The 19,320-nt window shown below is 38.3% G+C and carries 20 protein-coding genes; 13 read left to right on the top strand and 7 right to left on the bottom strand.

Going from position 1 to position 19,320, the window contains the following annotated elements:
* Positions 1 to 35 precede the first annotated feature (35 nt).
* Positions 36 to 350 (bottom strand): Asp-tRNA(Asn)/Glu-tRNA(Gln) amidotransferase subunit GatC, encoded by a 315-nt coding sequence (gene gatC, locus AC07M3_RS12745; RefSeq protein WP_000107699.1) that lies wholly within the window; start codon positions 348 to 350, stop codon positions 36 to 38.
* A gap of 133 nt (positions 351 to 483) precedes the next feature.
* Here gatC and AC07M3_RS12740 point away from each other — a divergent pair, with 133 nt between their 5' ends.
* The 6 genes from AC07M3_RS12740 (at position 484) to AC07M3_RS12715 (ending at position 5,305) form a co-directional block, all read left to right on the top strand.
* The gene (locus AC07M3_RS12740) at positions 484 to 1,524 is read left to right on the top strand and encodes a rod shape-determining protein (RefSeq protein ID WP_004789315.1); all 1,041 of its coding nucleotides are present in this window, start codon (positions 484 to 486) and stop codon (positions 1,522 to 1,524) included.
* Positions 1,525 to 1,540: 16 nt separating this feature from the next.
* Positions 1,541 to 2,398 carry a rod shape-determining protein MreC gene (gene mreC, locus AC07M3_RS12735; protein ID WP_092708854.1) on the top strand — a complete coding sequence of 286 codons (858 nt, stop codon included), beginning with the start codon at positions 1,541 to 1,543 and terminating at the stop codon, positions 2,396 to 2,398.
* On the top strand, positions 2,385 to 2,876 hold the full coding sequence (gene mreD, locus AC07M3_RS12730; RefSeq protein WP_003655328.1) for a rod shape-determining protein MreD: 492 nt from the start codon (positions 2,385 to 2,387) through the stop codon (positions 2,874 to 2,876). The genes mreC and mreD overlap by 14 nt, the downstream gene beginning before the upstream one ends.
* On the top strand, positions 2,864 to 3,424 hold the full coding sequence (locus tag AC07M3_RS12725; RefSeq protein WP_494567461.1) for a Maf-like protein: 561 nt from the start codon (positions 2,864 to 2,866) through the stop codon (positions 3,422 to 3,424). Before mreD ends, AC07M3_RS12725 begins: the two co-directional genes overlap by 13 nt.
* Before the next feature lie 113 nt (positions 3,425 to 3,537).
* Entirely contained in the window at positions 3,538 to 4,992 is a 1,455-nt protein-coding gene (gene rng, locus AC07M3_RS12720) for a ribonuclease G (RefSeq protein WP_005036381.1), read from the top strand.
* Between the two features lie 139 nt (positions 4,993 to 5,131).
* The gene (locus AC07M3_RS12715) at positions 5,132 to 5,305 is read left to right on the top strand and encodes a PA1571 family protein (protein ID WP_002116397.1); all 174 of its coding nucleotides are present in this window, start codon (positions 5,132 to 5,134) and stop codon (positions 5,303 to 5,305) included.
* A gap of 29 nt (positions 5,306 to 5,334) precedes the next feature.
* Here the strand turns inward: AC07M3_RS12715 and AC07M3_RS12710 are convergent, their stop codons facing one another.
* Both AC07M3_RS12710 and AC07M3_RS12705 read right to left on the bottom strand, forming a co-directional pair.
* The gene (locus AC07M3_RS12710; protein ID WP_042897680.1) at positions 5,335 to 6,720 is read right to left on the bottom strand and encodes a WS/DGAT/MGAT family O-acyltransferase; all 1,386 of its coding nucleotides are present in this window, start codon (positions 6,718 to 6,720) and stop codon (positions 5,335 to 5,337) included.
* 171 nt (positions 6,721 to 6,891) lie between these two features.
* On the bottom strand, positions 6,892 to 7,626 hold the full coding sequence (locus AC07M3_RS12705) for a phosphoadenylyl-sulfate reductase (RefSeq protein ID WP_494567460.1): 735 nt from the start codon (positions 7,624 to 7,626) through the stop codon (positions 6,892 to 6,894).
* 184 nt (positions 7,627 to 7,810) lie between these two features.
* Between AC07M3_RS12705 and thrH the strand changes: the two genes are divergently transcribed.
* Positions 7,811 to 8,428, top strand: coding sequence for a bifunctional phosphoserine phosphatase/homoserine phosphotransferase ThrH (gene thrH / locus AC07M3_RS12700; RefSeq protein ID WP_003655338.1), 618 nt, complete (start codon positions 7,811 to 7,813; stop codon positions 8,426 to 8,428).
* Between the two features lie 58 nt (positions 8,429 to 8,486).
* On the opposite strand, the gene AC07M3_RS12695 is transcribed toward thrH, so the two are convergent.
* Both AC07M3_RS12695 and AC07M3_RS12690 read right to left on the bottom strand, forming a co-directional pair.
* Positions 8,487 to 9,917 (bottom strand): OmpP1/FadL family transporter, encoded by a 1,431-nt coding sequence (locus AC07M3_RS12695; protein WP_199990724.1) that lies wholly within the window; start codon positions 9,915 to 9,917, stop codon positions 8,487 to 8,489.
* 598 nt (positions 9,918 to 10,515) lie between these two features.
* Complete coding sequence (locus tag AC07M3_RS12690) at positions 10,516 to 11,214, bottom strand: NAD(P)H-dependent oxidoreductase (protein WP_494567459.1); 699 nt, start codon at positions 11,212 to 11,214, stop codon at positions 10,516 to 10,518.
* Positions 11,215 to 11,368: 154 nt separating this feature from the next.
* Here AC07M3_RS12690 and AC07M3_RS12685 point away from each other — a divergent pair, with 154 nt between their 5' ends.
* Positions 11,369 to 12,406, top strand: a complete 1,038-nt coding sequence (locus tag AC07M3_RS12685; RefSeq protein ID WP_494567458.1) for an AraC family transcriptional regulator — start codon at positions 11,369 to 11,371, stop codon at positions 12,404 to 12,406.
* 48 nt (positions 12,407 to 12,454) lie between these two features.
* Here AC07M3_RS12685 and AC07M3_RS12680 read toward each other — a convergent pair whose 3' ends face one another.
* Together AC07M3_RS12680 and AC07M3_RS12675 are read right to left on the bottom strand one after the other, a co-directional pair.
* Positions 12,455 to 13,447 (bottom strand): fatty acid desaturase family protein, encoded by a 993-nt coding sequence (locus AC07M3_RS12680; RefSeq protein WP_494567457.1) that lies wholly within the window; start codon positions 13,445 to 13,447, stop codon positions 12,455 to 12,457.
* Between the two features lie 105 nt (positions 13,448 to 13,552).
* Positions 13,553 to 14,353 carry a PaaX family transcriptional regulator C-terminal domain-containing protein gene (locus AC07M3_RS12675; RefSeq protein WP_494567456.1) on the bottom strand — a complete coding sequence of 267 codons (801 nt, stop codon included), beginning with the start codon at positions 14,351 to 14,353 and terminating at the stop codon, positions 13,553 to 13,555.
* Between the two features lie 353 nt (positions 14,354 to 14,706).
* Between AC07M3_RS12675 and AC07M3_RS12670 the strand changes: the two genes are divergently transcribed.
* The 5 genes from AC07M3_RS12670 (at position 14,707) to AC07M3_RS12650 (ending at position 19,285) form a co-directional block, all read left to right on the top strand.
* Positions 14,707 to 15,525 carry an undecaprenyl-diphosphate phosphatase gene (locus tag AC07M3_RS12670; RefSeq protein WP_005036395.1) on the top strand — a complete coding sequence of 273 codons (819 nt, stop codon included), beginning with the start codon at positions 14,707 to 14,709 and terminating at the stop codon, positions 15,523 to 15,525.
* Positions 15,526 to 15,681: 156 nt separating this feature from the next.
* The gene (locus AC07M3_RS12665; RefSeq protein WP_494567455.1) at positions 15,682 to 16,578 is read left to right on the top strand and encodes an AraC family transcriptional regulator; all 897 of its coding nucleotides are present in this window, start codon (positions 15,682 to 15,684) and stop codon (positions 16,576 to 16,578) included.
* Between the two features lie 46 nt (positions 16,579 to 16,624).
* The gene (locus AC07M3_RS12660; RefSeq protein WP_494567454.1) at positions 16,625 to 17,623 is read left to right on the top strand and encodes an NAD(P)H-quinone oxidoreductase; all 999 of its coding nucleotides are present in this window, start codon (positions 16,625 to 16,627) and stop codon (positions 17,621 to 17,623) included.
* Positions 17,624 to 17,831: 208 nt separating this feature from the next.
* Entirely contained in the window at positions 17,832 to 18,707 is an 876-nt protein-coding gene (gene hchA, locus AC07M3_RS12655; protein ID WP_494567453.1) for a glyoxalase III HchA, read from the top strand.
* A 335-nt stretch (positions 18,708 to 19,042) separates the two neighbouring features.
* Positions 19,043 to 19,285 (top strand): hypothetical protein, encoded by a 243-nt coding sequence (locus AC07M3_RS12650; RefSeq protein ID WP_494567452.1) that lies wholly within the window; start codon positions 19,043 to 19,045, stop codon positions 19,283 to 19,285.
* Positions 19,286 to 19,320 lie beyond the last annotated feature (35 nt).

Below are 19,320 nucleotides of genomic sequence, written 5' to 3'. Positions count from 1 at the left end.
TTCAAAATAGGGAAGATGGGTTAATTGAGTAAAAGTTATTCAATCACGCGAGGAACAAGATACAAACCATCTTGAGTTGCTGGTGCAACTGCTTGGTACTCATCTCGATGATTGCTTTCAGTTACCACATCAGCACGTAAAGGTTGAGGATTATCAAAAGGACTCTTTAAAGGTTCTACGCCTTCAGTATCAATGCCTTTTAAGGTTTCCATCATGCCTAAAATTTTATTTAGACTTTGAGCATATTCAGCAGATTGCGTATCATTGAGCGACAATCGAGCAAGATTGGCGATTGCTGAAACTGTTTGTGCATTTAAATCTGCTGAATGCTGTGCATCCGATGTAGACATAACATCACCTAATCAGTATTAAAAATTTTCAAAATATCGTGCGTTATAATAAGCGATTGACTTGTTCAAATCATCACATTTAGTTTAAAGTTGCCACCTTGCATCCACATGAAAGTTTAACTGAGAACGAACCGTGATTCTAAAACGACTAATTGGCTTGTTTTCGCCGGATCTAGCCATTGATTTAGGTACAGCAAATACACTTATTTATGCACCAGGCCGCGGCATTATATTAAATGAACCAACAGTTGTGGCAATTCGTCACAGTGGTTCACAAAAAATTGTTGCTGCAGTAGGGCTGGACGCGAAACAAATGTTAGGCCGTACACCTGCGAATATTTCTGCAATTCGTCCAATGAAAGACGGTGTAATTGCGGATTTTGAAGTGACTGAAACCATGTTAAATCAGTTTATTGGTAAAGTTCACGAAAAACGTTTGTTCCCACCTGCACCTCGTGTGGTTGTATGTGTACCATGTAAATCGACTTTGGTCGAGCGTCGTGCTATTCGTGAAGCTGTATTTAATGCTGGTGCACGTGATGTTCGTCTTATTGAAGAGCCTATGGCTGCTGCAATTGGCGCAGGTATGCCAGTTGAACAGGCGTGTGGTTCTATGGTTGTGGATGTTGGTGGTGGTACAACAGAAATTGCAATTATTTCATTGCAAGGTTGTGTCTATGCTGACTCTTTACGCATCGGTGGTGATGTTTTTGATGAACAAATCATCAATTATGTTCGTAAAGCTCATGGTTGCGTGATTGGTGAAACCACAGCAGAAATTATTAAAAAAGAAGTAGGTATGGCTGTTTCTGATGGTACAACATTAGAAATCGAAGTACGTGGGCGTAACCTTGCAGAAGGCGTACCTCGTGCGATTACTGTAACTTCTGACGAAATTACTCAAGCAATCTCTGATCCGTTACAAAACATTGTAAGCGCAGTAAAATCAGCACTTGAACAAACTCCTCCAGAGCTTTCTTCTGATATCGCCGAGCGTGGTATTGTGTTGACAGGTGGTGGTGCATTGCTTCGTAACCTCGATAAGTTATTAGCTCAAGAAACTGGTTTACCAGTTGTGGTTGCTGAAGATCCTCTTACTTGTGTTACCCGTGGTGGTGGTAAAGTATTAGAATTCTTTGACAATCCGAACCATGACATGCTTTTTGTTGGTTAAGTTTAAGGATTAGGCGGTGCAACCGAATATTTTTTCAAGACAGCCGCCATCTTTCCGCTCGTTTATTATTGCGGTCATTACATGCTTGGTTGTGCTATTTTTTGATTGGCGCATGCCGTATGTGATTCAGCCAGCAAGGGATGTCTTGTACGCTGCATATAACCCAATTTATGCATTGGCCAGTTATCCAGTACTGTCGAGAGAATGGCTGAATCAACAAACAAAATCTGAAGCACAACTGCGTCGTGAAAATACTGCGATGCAGGCTGAGCTTTTACAAGCTCAAGTCCGCTTACAGAAACTTTCTGAACTATCTGCTGAAAACACCCGTTTGCGAGGTCTCCTTGATACACCATTAATTATTGATGGACGTATGGAAATTGCCGAAGTGATCGGGACAGATGCAGACCCATTACGTCATATCATCATTATTAACCGTGGCTCTATGGACCATTTAAAGGTCGGTCAAACGGTTCTGGATGATAAGGGGATCATGGGGCAGATTATTAATGTATATCCTCATAGCTCACGTGTAATGTTGTTATCAGATAAAGAACACTCACTTTCGGTCCGTCTTGAACGCACTGGAATGCGGGCAATTGTTTCTGGTACAGGTGATTTGGGCCGTTTGAAAATGGAATATGTTCCGACTAGTGCAAATATTCAAGTGGGCGATAAAGTGTTTAGCTCAGGTTTGGGTGAACACTTCCCAGCAGGTTATGCAGTAGGTACGGTTGCCAAAATCAAACGTCATAACTCAGGTGAGTTTGCGGAAATTGATGTAACACCAGCAGCACAATTAGCAACAGGACACCATGTAGTTGTACTTTTTTCGGATTCATTAGCAAAGGAGCAGCCATATGCCAATCGCTAAACTGAAACGAGAAAAGCGCAAAGATCCATTATGGGGGATTATTATCTCCGTTATCGTGGGTTCTGTGCTCATGGTTTACCCGCTGTCCTACGATATTTCAGGTTGGCGCCCATTATTCATGTTGATGATTATGCTGTTTTGGGTGGTATGTCAGCCAACGTGGTGTGGGGTCTGGTTTGCATTTGGAATGGGGATTTTTACAGACTTATTGCTTGATGCACCTTTAGGTCTCAATGCCTTAAGCTTTGTAATTATGACTTTTCTTACCCGTTTTTTAATTCGTGAACGTCGTATTTTAACCTTTGGTAATTTATGGACGATTGCAACTCTGGTCATTATTGCTCATTTAGCGTTTATGTGGGTAACCCAGACTATGGGTGGAATTCATTTTTCGATTGCTAGACACTGGCAACCATTAATGACAAGTATCATCACTTGGCCAATCGTCTATTATTGTTTGGCAAAATGGCGAATATAGTTTTAGCATCTAGCTCTCCTCGTCGGAAGGAATTGTTGCAACAACTGGGTTTGGATTTTGAAATCTATAGCCCTGATATTGACGAATCTGTTCATAATGATGAACTTGTTCATCATTATGTTGAACGTTTAGCTAGAGAAAAAGCGCAAACTGTATTAAAACTTTTTCCAGACGCAATTGTTATTGCTGCCGATACAAGTCTAGGGCTGGATGGCCAAATAGTGGGTAAGCCTGAATCGAAAAGCCATGCTTTTGAAATATGGAAACAATTATCTGGGCGTTGGCATGACGTGTTTTCTGGAATATGTGTTGCTACTCAACAACAAATGTTGAGTCAGGTTGTACAGACACAAGTCGAGTTCCAAGATCTGACTACGCAAGATATGGAAGATTATTGGACCACAGGAGAGCCTGTTGGGAAAGCCGGTGGATATGCAATTCAAGGGATTGCTTCTCAATATATTCCCCAAATTCAAGGAAGTTATAGTAATGTGGTAGGACTTCCTTTATACGAATTTGCACAGTTATTAAAAAGAGTAAAGACATAAGGGGTTGTTATCATTCTTAATTGAATAGCATTGTCGATGAACACTAGACAAAGTTAAAGTTAACAGCTTCTCTGACTCTTTAATAAAAATTTTATAATGCTTTGAGTTTATGTATGTCAGAAGAATTACTTATTAATGTCACGCCTATGGAGTGTCGGGTGGCATTAATCGAAAATGGAACTGTTAATGAGCTGTATGTCGAGCGTACAGTCAAGCGCGGTCTAGTCGGCAATATTTACAAGGGTAAAGTCGTGCGAGTGCTTCCGGGCATGCAAGCTGCTTTTGTTGATATCGGTTTATCCCGAACAGCCTTTTTACATATCAATGATATGGTTTGGCCTCGTTCACAACCCACCCCAAACGTTTTTGAACTCTTACATCCCGGTCAAACCCTGACCGTTCAAGTCATGAAAGATATGTTAGGAACGAAAGGGGCACGTCTGAGTACAGATCTCTCAATTCCTTCTCGTTATTTGGTTCTCATGCCATATGGTAACCATATTGGCGTATCGCAGCGTATTGAGTCCGAAGAAGAGCGAGAGCGACTACGTAATATTATCGAAAGTATTCAATCTGAACATAATCTGCCGGGTAGCGTGATTGTACGTACGGCTGCCGAAGGTGTGGATGAGGCAGAAATTGCACGTGATATGTGCTATCTGAGTAAATTATGGGAATACATTCAACGTAAGCAGATTGATGTTGCAGTTCCTTCCTTAATTTTTGAAGAGCTTCCATTACCTCAGCGCATTATTCGAGATTTAGCAAGCGAAGAGACTGCAAAGATCTATGTCGATTCGAGAGAAATTCATGCCAAGCTTCTTGAGTTTGTTGAAGAATTTGTTCCGAATATGCAAAGTCGACTCATTCATTATCCGGGTGAGCGACCGCTATTTGATCTCTATAACGTCGAAGAAGATATCCAGAAAGCCCTTCAAACACGCGTTGCTTTGAAATCGGGTGGTTATCTAATGATCGACCAGACTGAAGCCATGACGACAATTGACGTTAATACTGGCTCATATGTTGGCGGTCGTAGTCTTGAAGACACCGTTTTTAAAACCAATATGGAAGCGACTCAAGTCATCGCACGTCAACTTAGACTGCGTAATTTGGGTGGCATTCTCATTATTGATTTTATTGACATGCAAGAGGCAACTCACCGTGAAGAGGTGATGCGTCAGTTTGAAAAAATGCTTGAACGCGATCACGCCAAGACCAAAATCACTCAGGTATCAGAACTTGGTCTGGTCGAAATGACTCGTAAACGAACACGGGAATCGTTAGAACATTTGCTGTGTGAGTCGTGTCCAACGTGTCAAGGACGTGGTTTTGTCAAAACAGCAGAGACAGTGTGTTACGAAATATTTCGTGAGATATTACGATATACCCGCGCATTTGAGTCAACGAGTGGCTTTACTGTTGTTGCTCATCCTTCTGTGATTGACCGATTATTAACAGCAGAAGCGCCCGCAGTGGCTGATTTAGAGCATTTTATTAACCGTGTGATTAAATTTCAGGTCGAAAATTTATATACGCAAGAGCAATACGATATCATTTTAAGTTAAAGTTGTAACAAGATATCGCTTAATCCTTGTTACAACTGAAATTTTACTTTCATTCATGAATTTTAAATACTACTTACATACAGTAGCCCTAGACGTTCTCCCTATTTAACGTCTTAGCAAACAATAAGAGGTATAACCCATGAATGTAAGTGAAAACTTAATTAGCAACGGTCTTAAACATGTTTTAGAAAGCACGCCAGTAAATAGCTGCTATATGTTGAATGACCAAGGTAAAGAAGTACCGATCACAACTGCAATGATTCGTTCAGTATGTCATCAGTTGCTTAACCAGTGCCGCACAATCAAAAAATAAGGGGCCAATTCAAAGCCCCTTAGTTTTCTCTAGCTAGCTGAATGATGTTTCAGTTGCTTCTCAGCAATAATTTCTTCAAAACGTTGAATCTCATCCTCTAAATGAGTCAAAAGGTTTTGCATTTTTGGCAAAGCATTTCGACAAGCCGTTAATCCAACTTCAAGCTTATCTAAATAACTGGTCATGGTAATATTTAAAGCTTGTCCATCCATGACAATCGAAGCAGGGTAGAGAGCGTCTAATTTCGCGCCATTCCAATAAAGTGGCTCACGTGGCCCTGGTACATTGGAAATCACTAAATTGAACGCCTGTCGCTTAGGAAGCATTCCTGACATGATGTTTAATCCTGCCGGACCATAAACAACCGCGCTATAGTTTAAAATTTCATTAGCAGTCATACGGCTAAAGCGTTGCTTTGAATTCTGCATGCTGCGACGAATAATTTCTAGACGTTCTAACGGTTGGTCTTTATGAGTCCCTAAATTTGCCAGAATCATAGTAATCCGGTTACTCATATCAGAATCATCTGTGCGCAATGAAGCTGGAACCATGGCAATAAGTGGCTTTTTAGGTAAGCTATTTTGACTAATCAAATATTCACGTAAAGCACCAGAACATACTGCTAGTACAACATCGTTAATTGTTACGCCTAATGCTTTTGAAATTTTTCTAAGGCGGCTCAATTCAAAGGATTGGGCAGCAAAACGACGTGAAGCACTTACTCTTTGGTTCAAAATCGAAACTGGCGCCTGAAAGGTAGAGACATAATCAGGATTTTTGCCCATTTCTTTAAATATAGTCTGAGATAACTCTTGCATTACTTTAGGAGCTATATCGAGTTGAGACTTAATGCCTCCTAAAATACTCTTAATTTTACTTGTACTTGGGGTAGGCACTTTTAGGCGTTTAGTTCTTTTGCTCTCAACACACCATAAAGGAACCACGTGTTTCTCTTCAGGTGTCTTTGAAAGTGATTTCTCAATCAAACGCATACCCGCAACGCCATCAACCATTGCATGATGGATTTTAAAATACATGGCAAAACGGTTGCCTTCGATTCCTTCAATAATGTCACAGGTCCAAAGCGGCTTGGCACGGTCAATTAATGAGCTGTGTTGCTGTGAAATATAAACCAGAAGTTCACGAATGCGCCCAGGATGAGGCAAAGCAATGTGGCGAAAGTGATGATCGATATCGAACTCTTCATCCTCATCCCAAAATAGACCATTTAAACGGTTATTGAAGGGAGGAATAGGAATGCTTTTTGAGCGTTTAATATCTTCTACTAAATCATGTACAAAGGTTTCAGGTGCATTTTCAGGAATTTCAAATAAAAATAATCCACCGACATGCATGGGTTGCTGTCTTTTTTCAAGTGACAGAAAAATGAAATCAATTGGGTGTAATGGACGCATAAATCATTGTGCCTCATGCATTTTTCTAAGAAGCCCTTATCTGAGCTCTTATTAGAATTATAGAACCGTAAAATTAAGTATATAGCGTTTAGAGTAGAGAAAATATGACTTTGTGTACGTAACATGACATAAAAAAAACCACTGATTTAGCAGTGGTTTTTTGATAACAAATTACTTTTTCATGTTGCCTGCATGTAATCCGCACTCTTTTTGAGTCGCTTCTTCCCACCACCAGCGTCCTTCACGCTCATGTTGGTTTGGTAAAACAGCTCGTGTACATGGTTCACAGCCAATAGAGACAAAACCACGTTCGTGTAGAGGATTATATGGAATTTCCATCATACGGATGTAACTCCATACTTCGACACTTGTCCAATTCGCTAGAGGGTTATATTTAATAAGTTGCTTATCTGGTCCAGAGAAGCCAGCATCAGCTTGTACTACTGGAATTTCTGTACGTGTGCCAGGACTTTGGTCTTTACGTTGACCTGTAATCCAGCCATCTAAGGTCGCAAGTTTTTTACGCAAAGGCTGAACTTTTCGAATACCGCAACATTCCTGATGCCCATCTGTAAAAAAGCTGAATAAACCTTTTTCGTTTACCATGTTTTGAACAGCTTCAGATTCAGGGAAACAAATTTCGATATTAATATTGTAATGTTTACGGACAGTTTCAATAAATTGATAAGTTTCAGCATGGAGGCGGCCAGTGTCGAGACTAAAGACACGGAAAGGCTTGCCTAAACGTGAAGCAATATCAATTAAGACAACATCTTCTGCTCCCGAAAAAGAAATTGCAATTTCACCTTGTTGGCTTAAGGCAAGTTGTAAAATTTCCCGAGGGCTTTTAGTTGCATATTCAGCAGCAAGAGCATCTACGATATCAATAGTCGGAATAACGGTCATGTGTGTTCCTGGCAAAAGGCTTGGGCGCATTGAGTTATGAAAAATATTCTAAAGGATAGTTGATAAACTGCTTAGCACTTTAATTTCGATCCTTATGAATAAAATTGATTTGATCAATAACAACGCAAAACTGAAAATCTTAATGGTATGATACAGCAATTTTTAACCAACGTTGGAAGCATTCATGGAAATCGTATGCCTAGATCTTGAAGGGGTTTTAGTTCCTGAAATCTGGATCAATTTCGCTAAAAAAACAGGGATTAAAGAACTCGAGGCTACAACTCGTGATATTCCGGATTATGATGTTTTAATGACTCAGCGTCTTAATATTTTAAAACAACACGGTCTAGGCTTAAATGATATTCAAGAAGTCATTGCTGAGATGGGGCCTTTACCAGGTGCAAAAGAATTTGTTGAATGGGTGAGCACTCATTTCCAACTCGTGATCTTGTCAGATACTTTTTATGAATTTGCGCATCCTTTAATGAAGCAATTGGGTTGGCCAACAATTTTCTGTCATAAGCTAGAGACAGATGAAGAAGGAATGATTACAGCTTATAAGCTACGTCAACCAGATCAAAAACGTGAGTCTGTTAAGGCACTACATGGCTTAAATTTCCGTGTAATCGCTGCTGGTGATTCTTATAATGATACAACGATGCTGGGCGAAGCTGACCATGGTTTCTTGTTTGATGCACCTGCAAACGTAATTGCTGAGTTCCCGCAATTTCCTGCAATTCACGGCTATGACGCATTAAAAGAAGCAATTCGTTCTGTTTCAAAGCGTAGTATCCCAGCTTAAATAGCAAGAATAAAAAAAGGCGCTTAAAGCGCCTTTTTATATGAATGAGTTTTGAAACTTAGAATTTATAACCAAGTTTTAAACCATAAGCGATTGCGTTGTTGTCAGAGAAGTCTGCAACATATTGATCAGTACCTGCTTGTGCGCCAGTTTGAGCTTTAGCATCACCCAACCAGTAATATTTTACACCGCCCGCAAGGAAGGTTTGTGGCGTAGGACTATATTGAAGGCCTAAACCTACGTTCCAATAACCTTCGGTTGGACCTAAAGTAGTTACAGGGTTACCTGCACCAGAGTCCCAACCTACTGAAACGTTACCAGCCCACTTGTCGGTAAGTTTACGGCCTACACCCGCATTAACAGACCATTGATCATCAGCATATTCAACTAAGTTGAAACCATTTGGACGCCCAACAAGTCCACCAATAGCTTCTGAAACTTTGCCAAATTTATAGGGTTGAATTGAAAAGTCTTTCCAGTTCACCCAGCGTACATTAGCAAATGCAACTGTATTTGCCATGATACCTGTTTGGAAATCAAGGTTTACAGATTGAGGGGTAGTAATTGTAGTTTTGCCTTCTGAATTAATGGCTTGAAGCTTAGATGCTGGAACATCTAAACCAGCGAGTACAGAAGTAAGACCAGGGAAATTTAATAAAGATAAATCTTCATTAATATTGGTTTTATGATCGATTTCAGAGCGATAAGTTAAAGATGCTTTAAGCGCAATCTCTGGAATTTGATAAGCTGCACCTGCTAACCAACCTACACCAGTGGTTTCTTTAATATTCGCATCGTAACCATTGTAAAGACTATAAGCTTGGCCACGTAAACTTACATTACCTTTAACTGTTTGTAATACAGGACCCGCATAGAAGTTAAAATTTTGAGTCGGTTGATAACCAAAAACAAAAGATAAGTTTTGTGTATCAACCTCAACTTTAGTTCCACCAGTACCTAAATAATTATTTGCTACACCGAGAGCACCAGCTAATGCTTTAAAACTATCACTTGCTAAGACTTTCCCTTTAGCTAGTGCCAAATTTTGCTCAGTGATTGGTGCGCCTTGTGCTATTAAGGCTTCAGTTGCCTTTTTTGTAACAATTCCATCAATTGCAGCAGGTGATAGAACTGAGTCAGAACCTGGATTTGAAACAAATGCATTATTACCAGAGTATTGTGCATCTGAACCAAATGGTTGGTCATAAAGCAAACCAAAAGAGAACTTATCGTTAAGTTGTAGTTTTAAGGCTGCGCTTGGAAAATAATAATCATCACCCATATCGCTAATATCGCGACGTGTTGGAGTTCCACCCGCCTCTTTACCAGCTACATCTGGGTCTAAAACAGAAATACCAGCTTCAAAGTAGTTACCAGGCTGCAAAAATGCAGACATTGATTGTCCAGAGCGATCCAATGCTGCTGCAAAAACCCCAGTTGCAGGCAGCGTTGCTAAAATCATTGCAGTGCTCAGATGTTTTAATTTCATTTTAATCTTTCCTTGAACTTCAAGACATTTTTTTAAAAGTAACAGAGTTAAACCGTTTAAACTGTGTTGCCTTCAAAGCTTCTAATTACAACTTATAAAAGCTTTGATAACTCCATGTAACAAAAATAGCATAATTACAATAAGAGTAAATCTGTTATATGAACTGAACAGTACTCACTTTTTATACAAAGAGTGTCAGTAATGGATGAAATATGAAGGAATATTTTCATTAGTAAATTATTTTAATTAATTGATATTTATATTTTTAATCTATTAGTAAAGTGGTTTGTTTTAGTGACATTTTTTTCACAAATCCAAGAAAAATGGTCAAAGATTTTTTTGTAAAAATATGGATTAGTTGGTTATGAAATGAGTATTAGTTGTCATTTTTACTTGATAAGTCTAGTTTCTCTACATCTGTATATTATTGATTCAGTTTTATATTCTTAATTTTATAAAAAATTTCACCTATATTTTTTTACCATTTGATCTATTTTTTGAGCCAATTTAGACTTTCTATTTGAGAGGTTCAGCAAGAGAATAATCGAAAATAATAAGCTAGATTCGATTATTCATTTTTTAGAGCTAAAACACAGCGTTAGAGTGGATATAACTTTTCATCAAATTGTTCAAGCTTAGGAAATTTTAGTGGTTCAAGTTGGTCTAGATGCGTTAGATAAGTTACATAGTCTTCGAGAAGGATTTTTCGTGCTTCTTGGCTAATGTAGGGTACATGGTAGGCAATGAATGGCGGTAAAACTTCAAAACCGGCATATGCCAAAGTACCACGTTGAATCGGTGATAAATAATTTTCAATTGGGCCGTGAATTGAGTTCTCTCCAAACATATGTGTTCTGCCGCCAAGTGTTAAACACAGCATGGCTTTTTTACCAGCCATTCCGCCGTGGTTATAAAAGCGTTTACCACCGTAAAAGAGTCCTGAAACAAATACACGATCAATCCAGCCTTTTAAAATTGCTGGTACAGAGGTCCAGTAGAGTGGGAAATTTAAAATGACTAAATCAGCTTTTTTTACCTTTTCAATTTCTGCCTGAATATCAGGAGCTAGAAGTTGATTTTTACTGGCATTTCTTTGTTCTAATGCATAGTTAAAATAGTCAGGCTGATTGAGCTCTAAAAAATCCTCTTTAGATGCAATAGGGTTAAATTGCATGGCATATAAATCTGAAACCTCTACGCGATGTCCCAATTTTTCTAAGGTTTGCTTTGCTGTACTTTTTAGAGCAGTGGTAAAAGATTGTGGTTCTGGGTGGGCATGGACAATCAGGATATTCATAGGGGCACCTGTATTTTTCAGAAATTGTACTGTTTAGTGCAATTAAGCGGATTTTGTTTTGAATCACTATGCATCAATTTAAAAGCATGGCATAGTTCATGAACTGACAGTTTTTACCATTTCGCGCCATTTTATTTTGTTCAATGGGTTGCTCATGAATCCAGAATTACCCGGAACTTATATTAACTTAATGGTCGAGACTGTTAAGCGTTGGGGTGTCTCTTGCGAGCAGCTTTTAGATGGAAGCGGCATAACAGTAGATCAATTAAAAAAACCATATTGGTATGTTGAGTTTAATACCTTAAATCAGCTCATTGAGCGGGCCATCGAGTTGTGCAAAGAGCCTGCATTAGCGGGGTATTTGGCTTTAGAAATGACTGCTTCATGTTATGGTTCAGTTGGAATGGCTGCCATGGTTTCTCCAAATTTAGGGGAAGCCTTGAAAATTCTTGAACAGTTCATTGGGTCACGTTGCGAGGTTTTTAAACCAGAAGTAAAACAAGAAAATAATGATGCATATTGGTTCATTCATCAGCCTGTAAAGGAATTTCAGTTGAGTCCAAATGCCAATATTTTTTTATTGGTAGGCTTTGTTCAAATTGCAAAAAATTTAACAGGCTTATCCAATTTAGGGAAAGTTGAATTACAAATGCCAGAACCGACAGGTTTTGCCAAAATAAGTAGTCAACTGGCAGTCACTTGCTTATTTAATCAAAAACGCAACAGCTGGATATTTCCAAAAGAGTATTTAGCACAGCCTGTATTAACTGCAGACCCGATGTTGGCGCCTTTGGTAAACGCACAATGCAAGCGAGATATAGAAAAATTAAAGTTACGCACTGGCTGGAAAGGGCAAGTCAAACAAGTTGCTGAAAAATTACTTGTAAATGGCGAGGTTGAGGCATTAAAGGTAGGGCAAGTGGCTCAAGTCATGAATATTTCAGAGCGAACTTTGCAACGATATTTAGCCATTGAAAATACAAGTTTTACCATCTTGGTTGACTCACTTAAAAAGCAATATGCCCAGAAACTTTTAGCTCAAAATAACATCTCGATTGAAAAAGTGGCTTTAACTTTAGGTTATGCCGAGACTTCTCATTTTACCCGTGCGTTTAAACGTTGGATGGGAGTCACACCCAAATATTTTCAGACCCACAGCAAAATGGATGAATTGAGTTCACATTTGAGTTAGAGAGGCCACTGATTTAATTGCATGGCCTCTAAATCTGATTCGAGAGCTCTAAGCTGTTCGTTCTGGGTTAGATGAAAGCGACTGAATCACTTCAAAATAGCTAGGTGGTGTCGGTACATGTCCTCGGTCTCTCAATAGACGATGCATGCGTGGCAGTTTGAAGTAGGGTACCGAAGCCATTAAATGGTGTTCCATGTGGTAATTAACATGAATAGGGGCCACAAAGCTTCTAGCAATCCAACCTGCACGTGTTGTACGGGTATTTGTTAAGGCTGTAAGACTCGTTTGCATACCTGCATGCTCCGCCATTGAGCGAATTCTTAAAAATAATGGAAATGGAGTCAAATAAGCAAAAGGCCATAACCAATAAAAACGTTGCTGACCAAATGCCTTTAAAACACCATAAAGAGCTGCGTTGGTTGCAATGGCTCCACTACTGTTTTTTACAAGACTTTTGGCATAATCAACAAGGTGTTTATTGCTGCGGTCTAACCAGATCTGATCATTTGCAACAGTCCATTTCATTAAATCGAGATCCATTAACACTCGACCAAAGCTAAACTTTAATCCCGTCATCCCCGTTAAGTCGCGTAAGAATTTACGAGTAACAGATTTTTTGCTCACAGGGAAATCTGACACCAAAGAAAGATCAGGGTCATCTGGAGTAGAGGTTTTTGCATGATGACGAACGTGATGTTGACGGTACTTGTATAGATCATTCCAGATTGGGCGGGCGCATAGCCATTCGCCTACAAAGTCATTTATTTTTTTATTTTTGAACAAGCTTTTATGCGATGCATCATGCATTAAAATCGCTAGGCATAACTGGCGACCCGCCAATATAGCTAAGGCAAGCATACAAGCAAGTAATTTGCCCCAGCTCGGTAAGTAATCCCACATCATGATTAAGCTCGCAAATGTTCCGCCAATAACCGCCCATGTACTTGCAACAGCCCAAGCGCCGTAAGCATCTGAAGGCTCTGTGAGTTCTTGTATTTCTTCTCTGCTAAATAGATCGGTCACACTCACCTGTGTATTCATTTTTATTCTCCCAAATCAGATTTTGGTATCCATCTTTTATATTACCAATATAATCATAAAATTTAAAAATGTGTAATATTTGTTTGTAAAAAAATAAATCGCCCGTCAATGGGCTAATTCATTTTCATAAAGTTTTTGCCACAGCTTTTGTCCAATCGAGTCTAGCTGTTGTACATTTTGAGCAAACTGATTGCGGGCATGTTCGTTAACAAAGGGAGAGGGCAGCAAAGGATCATTCATTAATAAAGTAATGGTTTCACGTCCTAGTAACAATGCTTGAGCAGCAGCATCATTGAGTGGTAATTTTTCATATTTTAAAAGCCACTGCTGAATATCTTGGCTATAGTTTTTGTAGTTTAATTCGAGTTGTCTGGTATCCCATAAAGAAGCAATCAACTGAAGGCTTTTTGAATCAAACTGTTGAATAACACAAATTTTTGTTTCACTTTCAAGGCCTGCTAAAACAAGTTCTTTACATGTTTTTTCGAAACTATAGGCCAAATTGTCAGGTCGAATATAAATACCGGTTTCGAGTTCTTTAAAGCCAAATTGACGTAATGCTCGTTCTCTCTTTTTTAAAGCGGTGCGATCTATGCGACCTAATGTGCCTGTAAATACTGCAAGATAATGCTGTTGCCATTCTTTGGTTTGTTTAATGCCATTTTTGCGGTTCAAAATGATTTTTGCCCATTCTTTGGTTGATGGCGAAAGTTGATAAATACCGCGCTCCACACTTTCTATCATGCCTTCATTTAATAACCGAGTTGTAGCAACACGAATTCCATTTTCACTCATATTAAAGAGTTTGGCTGCAATTAATATCTGTTTGATGGTGAGTTGAGGATAGGCTGAGGAAAGAAACAAATCGATAATAAGATGGCGTGCATTAATTTTAGTATTTTTCATTCAGATAGAATTTTTGATAAGAGCTGCATTTAGTCACAATAATATCATGTTTTTTTAAGGACTTTTTAAGATCATTTTGTAGAGTAAGAGGCGGCAAAAAGCTTTATCTATAACAAGAGAAATTTTGGCAGTTCTTTACCAAGTTTTATCTTTTTACGATAGTTAACCCAAGTTTGTCATCATGATGTGATACATTATCGCACTTTAAATAAACTGCCTTTAACTAGGGGCAATAACCACAAACGTTAGAAATGATCTGATATTGAATATGTGTTAAGTCAAATTTGAGGCTTACCAATTGTGATAAAACAAATTTTAGATCGTTCTAATGATTAACTTTCTTTGAGCAAGTTATGGAAAATTTTGAAGTTATAAAAGCACTGTTTCTAGGCTTTGTTGAAGGCTTAACTGAGTTTTTACCCATCTCGAGTACAGGCCATCTGATTTTATTTGGTCATATTATTGATTTCCATTCAGACGGTGGACGTGTATTTGAGGTCGTAATTCAGTTAGGTGCTATTTTGGCAGTGTGCTGGTTATACCGACAAAAAATTATTAATTTGATTAAAGGTTTTTTTAGTGGAGACGTCGAGTCTCGTCATTTCGCCATCAGTGTACTTATTGCATTTTTCCCTGCAGTCATTATTGGTGTTTTGGCCGTCGATTTTATTAAAAGTGTTTTGTTCAGCCCAATTGTCGTTGCTATTGCATTGATTGTTGGTGCTCTCATTATTTTCTGGGTTGAATCTAAGCAGTTTGAACATAAGACAGACGATGCGACCAAAATTACTTTTAAACAAGCACTTCTAGTTGGACTTGCTCAGTGTGTTGCCATGATTCCAGGAACTTCACGTTCAGGTGCAACAATTGTAGGAGGAATGTTTGCGGGTTTATCACGTAAGGCTGCTACAGAGTTTTCTTTCTTCCTTGCAATGCCAACCATGTTGGGCGCAGCAACTTTTGACTTGATCAAAAATGCAGACGTACTTACCGCTGATAATATGATTAATATTGGGGTCGGCTTCGTTGCAGCCTTTATTGCCGCTTTATTTGTTGTAAAAGCATTGGTGCTATTTGTAGAGCGCCATACGTTACGTGTATTTGCATGGTATCGAATCGTATTGGGTGTAATTATTCTGATTGCAGCAATGTTCTTTAATTTATCGGCTTAAAATCTGATGCAGTGAAAAAGCCTAGAATATTCTAGGCTTTTTTATGCCTAAAAATTGATTTGAATTGCCTATTTATACAAAGTAAACCTAAGACACATGTTTTCATTTTAGGTTCATTGTTATATTGATTATTAGATTACATCTCGCAATAAAACTATGCCGCAAAATCATCTCTCGGAAAATTTGGTCGACGCATTTTTACATTTGGCTCCAGCAGAAGGTCTTTATCCTACTTTTATCTCCAACATCACCTTGATGCGTGTTGATCACTCCACATCACCTGTTGCAGTGTTGCAAGAACCTTCAATTGTTTTAGTCATACAGGGAGTAAAGCGAGGGTATATCGGCAAAGATATTTTTCAATTTCGTCAGGGGCAGTGCTTATTCATTTCAATTGCCATTCCCTTTGATTGCGATACAGTAGTTGAAAATAATGAACCAATGTTGGCTATTGCAATAAAATTTGAATCTCAAATGAAGGTTGATTTAGTAACTAAACTGGATAAAGAACAACAAGTGGTTACCGAAGACTCTCAGTCAGGCGATTTAAAATTGAGCTGCGGGCTTAGAGTGATTGATATGAACGCGACTATTTCGGAAGTTGCTCTACGATTGCTTAATTTACTTCGCTCTAAACAAGATACTTTTATATTGGGTGAACAAGTAAAAAGAGAATTGGTTTATCGTGTATTACAGGCTTCTGGAGGAGAGTTCATAAAAAATTTATCTGCCATGGCAAGTCGAAACGGCGTGATTTATACAATCTGTGAAATTATTCAGCGTGATTATTATCGTAATTTAACGGTTCAAGAGTTGGCGAAACAAGCGGGAATGAGCATATCGCTTTTTCACCAAACTTTTAAAAAAGTGACAAATTATTCTCCTTTACAGTACATCAAAATTACTCGACTGCATAAAGCACGTGAGTTGATCATGAACAACAAAATGGGGGTAGCAGAAGCAGCCTATGAAGTCGGTTATGTCAGTGCCTCACAATTTAGTCGAGAATTTAAACGACTGTTTGGAATTCCACCTAAGTCTTCGATTATTTAACTTAGATCAGTATTTTTAAAATATAAATCAAACATGGAGCATATAAATGACCCTTCCAACCACTATGAAAATTATTGAAATTACCGCTCCAGGTGGACCTGAGGTCCTAAAAGTTCAAGATGCTAATATTCCAGCACTTCAAACAGATGAAGTCTTGATTGAAGTAAAGGCTGCGGGAATTAACCGCCCTGACGTGTTACAGCGTATGGGCCTATATCCAATGCCTAAAGGTGTTACTCAAATACCGGGACTAGAAGTTGCTGGAGTGGTGGTTGCGGTAGGTGACCAAGTGCAACAGTTCAAAGTCGGAGATAAAGTTTGTGCTTTAACAAATGGTGGTGGCTATGCAGAGTACTGTGCAGTTGCTGCGACACAAGTATTACCAATACCTGAAAATTTATCGTTTATTCAAGCCGCTGCTATTCCAGAAACGTTCTTCACAGTTTGGGCCAATCTTTTTGATATTGGTCGTTTAAAGGCAAATGAAACAGCATTGATTCACGGAGGGGCCAGTGGCATTGGTACCACTGCTTTAGCCATCTGTCATGCTTTAGGGATTAAGACTTTTGCTACGGTTGGAAGCGAAGATAAAGTTGAGGCACTCTTTGATTTGACCACGGCAATTAACTATAAAACCCAAGATTTTGAGCAAGAAATTTTGAAACACACCCAAGACCAAGGTATTGATGTTATTTTGGATATTGTGGGTGGCTCTTATTTCCAGAAAAATTTAAATCTATTAAAACGTGATGGTCGACTTGTCATTATTGGTTTTATGGGTGGTCGAATCGCAAAAGAATTTGATTTACAAAAATTGATTTTAAAGCGTGCCACGATTACGGGTTCAACGATGCGAGCGCGTACTAGTGAAGAAAAAGCACAAATTGCCCAATCTTTGCATGAGCATGTGTGGCCATTATTGGCACAAGGTAAGTGTTTACCTCAAATCTATAAAACGTATGCTTTTTCAGATGTACAAAGTGCTCATGAATGTATGGAGCAGGGTGATCACATTGGAAAGATCGTTTTAGAAATGAATGCGTAAAGCTGTAATCACTAAAGTTTAGGTGAACGACAGGTTCGCCTAAACTAAATTTTATAATTTAAAACTCTGCCTATTTCTCTATAAAAATTGCCAAATTCTATTGGCAGATTGCACCAGTTCTATGAATTCACCTATACATTGAGTAAGAAATAAGAATTGGCTCTTAATTTATTATTTCTTTCCATACTGATGAAAAAGGATAGTAACAATGAATACCGCAAATATTGATGATAAAAATCCTACTCCAGATTTGGCTGAAGATAATGCCTTTTTCCCATCGCCTTATTCACTGAGTCAATATACTGCTCCAAAAACAGATTACGATGGAACTACATACTCAACGCCATATACGGGCAGTAAAAAAATCTTAGTGATTGCAACCGATGAGCGTTATATTCAAATGCAAAACGGTAAGTTTTTTTCAACAGGAAATCATCCTGTTGAAATGCTTTTACCGATGTTTCATTTAGATAATGCTGGCTTTGAAATTGATGTTGCGACACTTTCAGGTAATCCTGCCAAACTTGAAATGTGGGCGATGCCAAAACAAGAACAAGTCGTATTAGATACCTTTCAGAAATATGCAGACAAGTTAAAGAATCCTCTAAAGCTCGGAGATATTTTAGAAAAAGTAGTAGGGGAAAACTCACCTTATGCGGCTGTCTTTATTCCGGGTGGACATGGTGTATTAGCTAAGATTCCACATAGCCTTGACGTAAAAAAAGTTCTTAAATGGGCAGTTGAGCAAGATAAATTTATTATTACCTTATGTCATGGGCCTGCTGCGTTATTGGCTGCGGCTGTAGACGAAGCGCCTGAAAACTATATTTTCAAAGGTTATCAAATTTGTGTATTCCCTGATGCTTTAGATGCAGGGGCGAATATCGATATTGGCTATATGCCGGGTGCGTTACCTTGGTTAGTTGGTGAAAACCTTGAAAAACTCGGTGTGGAAATTTTAAATAAGGGTATTACCGGACAATGTCATAGAGACCGTAAATTGTTAACAGGTGATAGTCCGCTTGCTTCTAATAATTTAGGCAAACTTGCAGCTGAAACGTTGTTGGCTGAAGTGAAGGATTAAGTTTTCCTTTTTATAATTTAAAAATAACAATAGAGCTTATATTCTTAAGTTCTATTGTTACTTAAAATATTTTTTACTAAATGACTCGATAATTAATAAGAAAATGTTAGAAATATTTTTATTATTAAAAAAATAATTTCATTAAAATAAGTGACTTAAATTGACAATATATATTAAATTTCTATTAAATAAAATCACTTTTATTGAATTGATAATTAAAACAAATATGAGACGTATGTTGCTTTATTGATCAAAAATGTTATCTTTTGTAGAAAGACTGTTCTTTCTATGTAGGAACATCTTTGCTAAAAAAAGACAAAAGAGGATTTTATAAAATGTTTATGAAAAACAGTGTACTGAAGCTATTATTTTCTGTATTTGTTGCAGCAGGAGGATTAATGGTATCAGGTTGTGAAACTGAGCAAACTTCTCAAAATAATTCAATGGTGGGATATGCACAGGAACAAGCAAAGGCACAAGCTGAATTTGCAAATCAACAACAGTTAGAAAAATCATCTTTACCTGAAGTTAAAGTGATAGCTGATGGATCGGTTCAGTCAATCAATACACAAAAGTAAGCTTTTTCAGTAATAGAAATAATCAATGTAAACCC

This window comes from Acinetobacter sp. GW821-FHT09D10 (genome assembly GCF_059416285.1).
This window is presented reverse-complemented; position numbering and strand designations above follow the sequence as displayed.